Source organism: Coleofasciculus sp. (assembly GCF_046539235.1).
Taxonomy (GTDB): Bacteria; Cyanobacteriota; Cyanobacteriia; order Cyanobacteriales; family Coleofasciculaceae; genus Coleofasciculus.
In genome coordinates this window covers 1-8,875 of sequence record NZ_JBKHHI010000281.1, presented here as the reverse complement: position 1 = coordinate 8,875, position 8,875 = coordinate 1, and the positions used below count along the sequence as shown (strand labels likewise).

The 8,875-nt window shown below is 45.4% G+C and carries 10 protein-coding genes and 1 pseudogene; 8 read left to right on the top strand and 3 right to left on the bottom strand.

Annotated elements, in window-relative coordinates; translation table 11 throughout:
- Nucleotides 1–68: 68 nt before the first annotated feature.
- Entirely contained in the window at nt 69–410 is a 342-nt protein-coding gene (cutA, locus tag ACLFWI_RS21175; protein ID WP_446414561.1) for a divalent-cation tolerance protein CutA, read from the bottom strand.
- Between the two features lie 78 nt (nt 411–488).
- Here cutA and ACLFWI_RS21170 point away from each other — a divergent pair, with 78 nt between their 5' ends.
- From ACLFWI_RS21170 to ACLFWI_RS21160, 3 genes are read left to right on the top strand one after another with little or no spacing between them, the layout of a single operon-like run.
- Nucleotides 489–893: a hypothetical protein gene (locus ACLFWI_RS21170; protein ID WP_446414560.1), complete on the top strand. Its 405-nt coding sequence runs from the start codon at nt 489–491 to the stop codon at nt 891–893.
- Nucleotides 894–904: 11 nt separating this feature from the next.
- Nucleotides 905–1,450: an RNA 2'-phosphotransferase gene (locus ACLFWI_RS21165; RefSeq protein ID WP_446414559.1), complete on the top strand. Its 546-nt coding sequence runs from the start codon at nt 905–907 to the stop codon at nt 1,448–1,450.
- A 38-nt stretch (nt 1,451–1,488) separates the two neighbouring features.
- The gene (locus ACLFWI_RS21160) at nt 1,489–2,694 is read left to right on the top strand and encodes an AAA family ATPase (RefSeq protein WP_446414558.1); all 1,206 of its coding nucleotides are present in this window, start codon (nt 1,489–1,491) and stop codon (nt 2,692–2,694) included.
- A gap of 290 nt (nt 2,695–2,984) precedes the next feature.
- Here ACLFWI_RS21160 and ACLFWI_RS21155 read toward each other — a convergent pair whose 3' ends face one another.
- Entirely contained in the window at nt 2,985–3,179 is a 195-nt protein-coding gene (locus ACLFWI_RS21155; RefSeq protein ID WP_446414557.1) for a hypothetical protein, read from the bottom strand.
- Nucleotides 3,180–3,538: 359 nt separating this feature from the next.
- Here ACLFWI_RS21155 and ACLFWI_RS21150 point away from each other — a divergent pair, with 359 nt between their 5' ends.
- From ACLFWI_RS21150 to ACLFWI_RS21140, 3 genes and pseudogenes are all read left to right on the top strand, one after another.
- Entirely contained in the window at nt 3,539–3,970 is a 432-nt protein-coding gene (locus tag ACLFWI_RS21150; RefSeq protein ID WP_446408570.1) for a DUF29 family protein, read from the top strand.
- Nucleotides 3,971–3,985: 15 nt separating this feature from the next.
- Nucleotides 3,986–4,195 (top strand): annotated as a pseudogene (locus ACLFWI_RS21145) (hypothetical protein); the annotation flags it as partial.
- Between the two features lie 258 nt (nt 4,196–4,453).
- Nucleotides 4,454–4,744 carry a hypothetical protein gene (locus tag ACLFWI_RS21140; RefSeq protein WP_446414556.1) on the top strand — a complete coding sequence of 97 codons (291 nt, stop codon included), beginning with the start codon at nt 4,454–4,456 and terminating at the stop codon, nt 4,742–4,744.
- 76 nt (nt 4,745–4,820) lie between these two features.
- On the opposite strand, the gene ACLFWI_RS21135 is transcribed toward ACLFWI_RS21140, so the two are convergent.
- A complete protein-coding gene (locus tag ACLFWI_RS21135; RefSeq protein ID WP_446414555.1) occupies nt 4,821–5,621 on the bottom strand; it encodes a hypothetical protein in 801 nt (266 codons plus the stop codon).
- A gap of 478 nt (nt 5,622–6,099) precedes the next feature.
- Here ACLFWI_RS21135 and ACLFWI_RS21130 point away from each other — a divergent pair, with 478 nt between their 5' ends.
- Nucleotides 6,100–7,041 carry a lysophospholipid acyltransferase family protein gene (locus tag ACLFWI_RS21130; RefSeq protein WP_446414554.1) on the top strand — a complete coding sequence of 314 codons (942 nt, stop codon included), beginning with the start codon at nt 6,100–6,102 and terminating at the stop codon, nt 7,039–7,041.
- Nucleotides 7,042–7,196: 155 nt separating this feature from the next.
- A complete protein-coding gene (locus tag ACLFWI_RS21125) occupies nt 7,197–8,603 on the top strand; it encodes an amidase (RefSeq protein ID WP_446414553.1) in 1,407 nt (468 codons plus the stop codon).
- Nucleotides 8,604–8,875 lie beyond the last annotated feature (272 nt).

Here is an 8,875-nt window from a genome sequence, read left to right as displayed (position 1 = left end):
ATCAATGGCGAAACTAAAGTCCCTAAACCCGCCCCTACAAATTAGGGCGGGTTTTCCGAAGTGAAGGGTCACAATTTTTTCACAGATACATTTTCCGAAATCCACTGTAAATAAGCATCAGATCCAGCAATAATCGGCAGGGCAATAATTTCGGGAACGTCGTAACTATGCAACTCCTGAATTTTGGCAGCTAACTGGTCAAATTGAGATAAATCTGTTTTAATCACTAATTGCCACTCTTGGTCATGATTCACCTTTCCATCCCAGGTATAAATCGATCGCACGGGCGTAATACTGACACAAGCTGCCATTTGCGCTTCCACTAAGGATGAAGCGATCGCGTCTGCTTCTTCTTTTGACGTTGCCGTTACCAAGACTACACCATAGCTAGAGGTTGATGTCTTTTCCATAGAACTATTTCTCTGTTCCTACGCCTGGTTCATTGTATCAACTCACCCGAAAAAAACATATAGTTACACGACACTCTCGTGCGATCGCGGAGTATCTATATCAGAGGTAGGAATAGTACCTCGTGGATAACTCATCCTTTAGCAGGTGGCATTAATTCCACGTTTTCTGCTAAAGAAACAGGCATTCCTCATTTCCTATTCTCTCTCACTAAGGGAATTCTCAACAGCATTATGCTGTTGGCAAAAACCTGTAACCTCAGAAAACGCCCAACCTGTTACCGCTACGGTTTAAGCGGCGCGAGAATGGATTCAATTGCTACAGAAGAGTTAAAAGGTAGACAATTTTCGCTAATTGTAGTATTGTATAATACAAGCTCACGTAGTCCTCACCCTGAGTGTGACCCCATTGATCCGACTCAGACTGAAGACAACGTTAGCCAACCATTGTTTAGGGTTAGCGAAACCATTATTAAAAGCGATTGATTCAATCAACCATGAACTCTACCCGGCTGGTTAAAATTAGCAAATATCTCAGCAAACATCTGCGGCATCAACCCGAACGGATTGGGTTAACCTTAGAACCAGGGGGTTGGGTCAACGTTGATCAACTGCTATCTGCTTGTAAACAATATTCCTTTCCCCTTACTCTCAATGAACTTAAAGAAGTCGTCGCCAAAAATGATAAACAACGCTTTTCCTTTGATGCAACAGAAACACGGATTCGCGCCAATCAAGGGCATAGTATCGCAGTTGATTTACAGTTAGAACCAACCCTTCCACCAGAGGTACTCTACCACGGTACAGGTCACAAAACTGTTGAAGCGATTCGGCGTCAAGGCTTATGCAAAATGTCACGGCATCACGTCCACTTATCCCCTGATATCGCAACTGCAAAAAAAGTAGGACAGCGTCATGGTCATCCCGTTGTTTTGGCTATCGATGCTAAAGCCATGTCCGAGAAGGGTTATACATTCTACTGTTCCGAAAATGGGGTGTGGTTAGTGGATTTTGTTCCCCCGGAATATATACAGCAAGTCTAATCCGCCAGGAGTCTCAAACTCAGCAGGAAAAAATAGTGATGAATTCAGAACAGGTTTGGTCTCAACAAAATTCTCATCAGAACAATCGGCAAGCAAAAGGGTTGTTGGGCTTAGGCTGGCGTCCTTTTTCGCGGCAGTTTGATTGGGAATTTGTTTTACATTTGCTGCAAAATGATACATCAGAGTTATTGCAAAAGACTTTAGACTTTACCAGTGATGTGGCTGATGCATTAGGACGAAATCACTATAATATTTTCGCCAATTTTTTGAGCTTATTTTCCGAAAATATGCGTTACGAGTGGGATGAGTTATGGGAGTACATTACCCCTGACCCGCCAACGCCCAATCATTGTCAGCGGGAGACGCTATTTGTTAATACGCCCGTTACTCAAACCGTTACCCGTGAGAGTATTCCAATTGAGTATGTCCTGAATCGACTGCAAGAAGTCACTTTATTTAAAGTCTTGGATATTCTAGGCAGTCCGGATTTAATTACTCAAGATTACATGGATCGTCGCTTTTATTATCCCATAGAAAAGTTTGTCAACTGGGAACGCTTAGACGTTTTTGGCACAGTCTATGCCTACTGGTCTCATCCAGAAATTTGGTTACAAATTAATAACCAGGGTCAAGGACGGCGCTGCTACAGTTTAATGGCTGATGAGATTCGACCTTTAGTGAATAAAGCCACGTATAATATAGCTGTGATGCTGAGTGGTTATCAAAGTCGAGTAGGACAGGTTCATAGTCAGTTTCAGATTAGAGAATTTCCCAGCGATATTCAACGGTTTACGGATACCGTTCAGCAGGCAATTCTGGATCAAAATCAATTAGCGATTGTGGTGCATGGTGAACCGGGAACCGGGAAAACGGTATGGACACAAGCAGTGGCAAAAGAAATTCTGGTACCGTTGGGGTATACGATTTTTATTCTGGATCATGATGCCGTGGAAAATTTTGTACCGCCGAGTTATTTGGAACGAGTTGCCCTAATTATTAACGAAGCGGATAACTTAGCCAAAAATCGAGCCAGTGAAGTGGCGCAATGGAATAATAAAACGGAGCATATTCTCAGTTTGTTAGATGGAACGTTGTATCAGAGTGTGATTGATGACACCGGGATTAAAGCGCAGCAAAAGTTAGTGGTATTAATGACTTGTAATACCACAGAACGCTTCGATCCGGCGATGTTACGTAAAGGGCGAGTGGATTTGACTTATGAATTTATGCATCGATTTGTATAAGGCTGAGTAGTGGATTGACACAGCTAAAATGGTGGCATAGATTAGGTTCGTAGTCAGGGCTTTAGCCCCAATACAAGTTTTCCTTTCATAAGGCTAATCCACCCAATTAGGTGTACCACGGCACTATTGGACTGACACAGCTAAAATTGTGGGATAGATTTGACGATTAAATCGGGCGCACGTCGGTGCAGTAAAAGGGCGCACGTCGGTGCGCCCCTACGATTCTAATTCACCCAAGTCGGTGTGCCACGCCAGTAGGGGCAATTCATGAATCGCCCACATCCTGTATTTTAGGGAACCAAAATTTTCACCAATCCCGCGATCGCACCAATCAATACGGCGATTGCCAGAATAATCTCGGCGGGGCTGTCTCCGTCTCGCATCCAGTTAGAAGGGTTTTCAATTGGAGTCTGAGAGGGAGTGATAAGCTCAACGGGTTGAATAGTTTGTTCAGATTGTACGAGGGGTGTTTGTCGGTTATCCATCATTTTATCCTGATTAATTTGATGATGAAACCAGACTAATGGTCTTGCCAGGTTAACTTCCAGACTAATTCAGGACAGATAATAAGTTCCCTTTTCTGTCCTCCCCGATTAGGGGTAAGACGAGTTAAACTATGGCTATGAATCCCGTAAGGGTACGGCATTGCCGTACCCTTATCCCTAGACGAAACCGTTATGGCTAAAACGCGCAAATCTCCTGGTGTTCGGGCAACTAGAGAAGGATTACAAACACTCAACGACTACCCAACGATCATCCGACTACTCTGAGAATCCGTGAAAACCTGGAAGATTGCCGTAGTCAAATGGAGAAGTAATCCGTTAAACAGGCAAAAATATTTATTATGGAAGAATTACTAGAACTCAAAAGCCTACTCTTAAAAGGTGATACTAAAGGAGCATTAGCAATCGTTGAAGAACTTGAAGAAATGAGCCGAGATGACAAAATTAATAATATTAGTAGCTATGGTGTCATTCTACTCCTGCATTTAATCAAACAGCAAGCCGAAAACCGCACCACTCGTTCCTGGGATGTCTCTATTCGCAATTCAGTGCGACAAATTCAGACAAAAAATAAGCGACGTAAAGCGGGGGGTTATTACCTAACGCCTGAAGAATTACGCCTCGCCCTCGAAGAAGCTTACCCAACGGCGATTGATCAGGCGTCTCTTGAAGTAGAAGAAGGACGCTATGAACCCGAAGAATTAGCGCAAAAGGTTAACCAAGAAAGTATTATTAATCAAGCGCTAGCATTAATAGTCCTACCCAAACAATAGTTTAAGCTGCTGAACATTAAGGAAGAACTCTTTGAACTCAAAAGATTACTTATTAACTGGGATACGCAAAACGCGATCGCGATTGTTGAATAACTCGAATAGATGGGCAAGAAAGGTGTTATTAAGATAATCCGTAGCTATGCGATAATTCTCTTAATTCATCTAATCAAACAGCAGGTTGAGAATCGAACCACTCATTCCTGGGATGTTTCTATTCGCAATTCATGCTGCTAGAATAGCGGACTAAGCCTTTGGGCGCAAATCGGGCATTGGTTGGGTGCAAACCTGGCGTTGGGCGCAAGACTTGCGCCCCTACGAGGCTGATGTAACAAGTTATATGTACTAAGCTACTCCAAATAATTTCATCCTAAAGATATACGCTTAACTTGACTATATTGCATATAGTTGAGGCATCTCGGTTCTAAGAGTTATTACATCATGTAAATACCCTAGTAACGAGATAATGCATTCTATAAAAAAGTTATGTCTTTTCTAAAACGACCCCTTCTATTACTTCCTCTGGCTTTACTGCTTGTTGTTTCAACAGGTTGCCGCGTTGAAAAAGAGCAAGCCGGGGAAGAACCGGATGTAGATGTTAACGTAGAGCCGGGAAAGATGCCAGAATACGAAGTTGAGGGACCAGACGTTGAGGTAGGAACTGAGGAAAAAGAGATTACCGTTCCTGAGGTGGAAGTAACCCAAGAAGAAAAGACGATTACCGCACCTGATGTTGATGTTCAACCTCCTACTGACAATAATTCTCCAGAGAATTAATGGAAGTAAAAGCTTGAGGAGCTTCTTTTGACAACTGAGAAGCTCCCCTGGTAATTTAGGTTACTTCCAGGTATCCCTAAGCTTGGCAGTAGTCTACAGTGTTCTTGACGGATTCAATCGTAACATTTGCCCCTTTTCTGACGATAAATTCACTCGCACCAATTTCACCATCCAGACTTCCCCAATCATAGCTATAGCCTAATCTTGTCCACGGATAACCATTAGTACCATAAGAGGTTAACTGTAAAGTATTGATCCAATCCTGATGTTGCAGATCAACAGTCTCCGGGAATTTCACATCACAGCGAGTATCGTTGATTTCTGCATCGGGACAAGGACGAAATAGATCAGACGCATTCACCCACATTTCCACAAACTTGGTTTTGCCATTGTGAGGTGGTAAACCGAGGTATTGTTCTAGGCGTAAGGCGAGGCTTTCTGAGTCAAGGTTTAAGGTTCGGGCAAAGGTTTGTAGTTCGGGAACCGCCGTGACCCAAATTTCTCGGCTTAATTCCATCGGTAAGCCAATTTGAGTATCATAGCCATTCCAGGATGTCCAGGTAACCATTAATACTTGTTTTTGTCCCTGGTAATCTCTCCATTTCAAATTGGGATTATTGGCGGAAATAGCTTGGAGAGTTGTGTAGATTTCTGACTCATCGGCGACTTCCGCATCTTCAATGGCTCTCACATAAGAGCGTTTGAGTAATGTTTCAAACAGGGATGAATCGACTGATGCTAGGCTTACTTGAGTAGTGGTAAGGAATTGGGGTAGGGGCGCAGCCGTAGCTAAGCTGGAAGGGTTGGGAAGGTTAATACACCAAAATCCGATGATTAAGGCGAAAAGAGAAACAAGAAATCGACTGTATTTGTTCATAAATCGTATCGGGGAAAACGCTAAGGATTTTTGCCAAAAAAGAAGTGGCTAAGTAAAAATACCCGTTGGTGTCATCTAGGTTCAATGGCACGCTCGCCTTTTGCCTTTTTGGATCACCGAAACCATTGATATACCGTAGGGTGGGCATTGCCCACCAGCCTTAATTCGATACCATTCCATCTAGGTTGTACACCTAGATAAGCTAGTTGAGCATGGTGTAGGATCTGAATCCTCCCATAACAACTTGAAAAACTCGTATGTAATAGTATGCCAGTTTTTTAACTGTCTATGCTACTGTTGTGACTGGAACCGTTGGGAATCCAAGCTGTTATGAGTTTTGTAACTGAAGCAACGGCGCAGAGATGGTGACAAAGGAAAAACTGGGCTATTGCATGTCCTATCGAGGGAAGACGTTATCAAAGATAAATGATGAAGTCTCTCCCGGCTACCTCGGTTTACCCGGTTTCCCTAATTGCGTATGAGTTCCTCCGTAGAGAATCAGCCAACTCAACAAACCCAACCGCCACCCCTGACACCGACAATGATTCAACGGGTGAAGGAAGGATTGAGTGCAGCCCGCGATCGCAGAGTGCGTGATGCTGTCGAAAATGCTAGGAATAATCTGGATGCGATCGCGAATGGGGAGTCAGATCAGCGAGTCAGTGGAAGGGTAAGGCGTTTCATTCTGCGATCGTTCATTCATCTGATGTTCTCCGTGCGAATAGAAAACCCGGAACATATCCCTACTCAACCCGCATTACTCACCGCCAACCATCTCAATCACATTGATCCATTACTGATTCTCGCCGAAGTCCCCGGACATCCCTACTACTATACTCCGGCTGATGCCCGTACTCTCTATAACCATTGGTGGAAACGCTGGATCTTGGGTTGGGCGGGGGGTGTCATTCCCCTAGAACGGCGCTGGAAAGAAGAAAAAGCGGTTATTGAAGCCGCCCAAGCAGGGCGCGAGGATTTAGCCGACTTAGCCGCCGCCATTGAAGAGGATGTACCCAGCAACGCCGGATTGGGTAACATGCGACAGATGGAACGGGTGATTCAGGCAATTTTTGCCCGTGGGGATGGCGTTTTAATCTTTCCAGAGGGGAGACTGGGTGAGGTTGAAGGAGAATTACAATTACCCTTAGCGCGAGGTGGGATTATGTATGCGTTGCGGGCTGGCGTACCCATTGTACCCGTAGCCTTGATTGGCACTCATGACCTTTATTTTCGCAAGCTATTAACCCTGCGATTTGGCGAACCCTTGCACTTTCCCCAATCCCAACGCCCCAAACCGAAGGAAGTCCAAAAGGCGATGGAGACGTTAGAAGAGGCGCTGATTAAACTATTACCGAATAACTATCAAGAACCTAACGAACCCAAACCCCTGCGTCATTGGCTCAATTGCCTATTATTGTAGTTTTGAATATTGTGTAGGGGCGGGTTTCATTATTATCGTTTGAAATGGTGCGTTACGCTTTGCTAACGCACCCTACACCCGCTAAACCTACCTCGACAGACAGCAAGCAGTCTTCAACAAAGGACAAATAACAAATGACTAAGGACAAATGACAAATGACTAACACTGATTTAGCCTTCACACCCGCTTTAGAACAAGCGCAATTAATTCGCCAAGGTCAATTATCTCCCTTAGAATTAGTCGAACTGTATTTAGCCCGCATTCAACAGTTTAATCCTCAATTGGGCAGTTATTTTAGTGTCGCCACTGATATGGCATTAGCGGATGCCAAAGCCAAGACTGAACAGTTGACGCAGATAAAAGATAGTGCTGAACTGCCCCCTTTTTTTGGCGTACCCATTGCCATCAAAGATCTCACTGCTGTCCAGGGATTGCCCTGTAGCTACGGCACACCGATTCTCAAAGATAAAATAGCGCCCTACGATGATGGTGTTGTTGCCCGGATTAAACAAGCCGGATTCATTATTTTAGGCAAAACGGCCACCTCAGAAGTCGGTTCTCTTCCCTACACAGAACCCCCAGGATTTCCCCCAGCCCGTAATCCCTGGAATTTAGAGTACACCCCAGGCGGATCAAGTGGGGGTTCAGCCGCTGCTGTTGCTGCTGGATTATGCCCCATCGCCCAGGGGTCTGATGGGGGCGGTTCGGTTCGCGGACCTGCCTCCTGCTGCGGCGTGGTGGGGATTAAGCCCGCACGGGGTCGAGTCTCCTTTGCCCCGGTAGGCGATCGCCAAAATGGAATTGCCGCTAATGGTTCTATAGCCCGCACGGTTGCGGATGCGGCGGCGTTGCTGGATGTGATGTCTGGTTATATTACTGGTGATCCCTATTGGTTACCTGATCCGGAGGTATCATTTCTGGAAGCCACTCGTCAACCCCTAGGTCAATTGCGAATTGCTTTTTCTACAGCGATACCCCCTCTAGGAGATGCCGCAGAGGGTTGTCAGCAGGCGGTGCATGAAACGGCGCGACGCTTGGAAGAGATGGGACATCAGGTGGAACCGGGTTGTCCCGATTTTAGTGCTTTAATTGAACCCTTTCAAAAGGTGTGGCAAGCTGGGGTAACGGCGACAGGGATTCCTGTAGCGGCGTTAAGTCCGATGAATCAATGGATTGCTGCCCAATCGGGTTCGGCTGGCGAGTATTTGCAAGCTGTTGCCCAAATGCAGATTATGTCGCGACAGATTGTCGGCTTTTTTGAGAATTTTCAGGTGCTGGTGCTTCCGGTGTATATGCACCAAACGATTCGGGTGGGGGAATGGGCGGATTTGAGTCCAGAGGAAACGTTGCAAAATATTATTCGTTGGATTGCCCCCTGTCCTCCATTTAATGCCAGTGGACTGCCCGCGATCGCAATTCCGACGGGATTTGATTCAAAGGGTTTACCTGTGGGGGTTCAGCTTGTGGGACGCCCTGCGGCTGAAGCGACGCTGATTTCGTTGGCTAGCCGGTTAGAAGCAACAAATCCGGGGATTCACCAGCGTCCAGCGTTAGTGGTGTAAAGAATTATAAACCTTGCAATCCCCATACTATCGTTTTTCCAATGTAGGGGCGGGTTTAGGGACAAAATTAATGAGGCTACCAATCACCTTTCTACAAAACCCGCCCTGCCCCACCCTTTCACCCCGACATTTTTAATATGCGATCGCGGTTGGGAATTCAGGGGGTTTTGTTGTTCCGTTATCGGTGAGATAGGGCGGGTTTTGTTGTTCCGTTATTGGTGAGATAGGGCGGGTTTTGTTGTTCCGTTATTGGTGAGATAGGGCGGGTTTTG

What these genes read in the sequence shown, in the direction of transcription:
- ACLFWI_RS21140 (WP_446414556.1), top strand. Translation starts at nt 4,454, where the DNA reads ATGTCTTTTCTAAAACGACCCCTTCTATTACTTCCTCTGGCTTTACTG.
- ACLFWI_RS21155 (WP_446414557.1), bottom strand. Translation starts at nt 3,179, where the DNA reads ATGGATAACCGACAAACACCCCTCGTACAATCTGAACAAACTATTCAA.
- ACLFWI_RS21160 (WP_446414558.1), top strand. Translation starts at nt 1,489, where the DNA reads ATGAATTCAGAACAGGTTTGGTCTCAACAAAATTCTCATCAGAACAAT.
- ACLFWI_RS21150 (WP_446408570.1), top strand. Translation starts at nt 3,539, where the DNA reads ATGGAAGAATTACTAGAACTCAAAAGCCTACTCTTAAAAGGTGATACT.
- ACLFWI_RS21135 (WP_446414555.1), bottom strand. Translation starts at nt 5,621, where the DNA reads ATGAACAAATACAGTCGATTTCTTGTTTCTCTTTTCGCCTTAATCATC.
- ACLFWI_RS21130 (WP_446414554.1), top strand. Translation starts at nt 6,100, where the DNA reads ATGAGTTCCTCCGTAGAGAATCAGCCAACTCAACAAACCCAACCGCCA.
- ACLFWI_RS21125 (WP_446414553.1), top strand. Translation starts at nt 7,197, where the DNA reads ATGACTAACACTGATTTAGCCTTCACACCCGCTTTAGAACAAGCGCAA.
- ACLFWI_RS21165 (WP_446414559.1), top strand. Translation starts at nt 905, where the DNA reads ATGAACTCTACCCGGCTGGTTAAAATTAGCAAATATCTCAGCAAACAT.
- cutA (WP_446414561.1), bottom strand. Translation starts at nt 410, where the DNA reads ATGGAAAAGACATCAACCTCTAGCTATGGTGTAGTCTTGGTAACGGCA.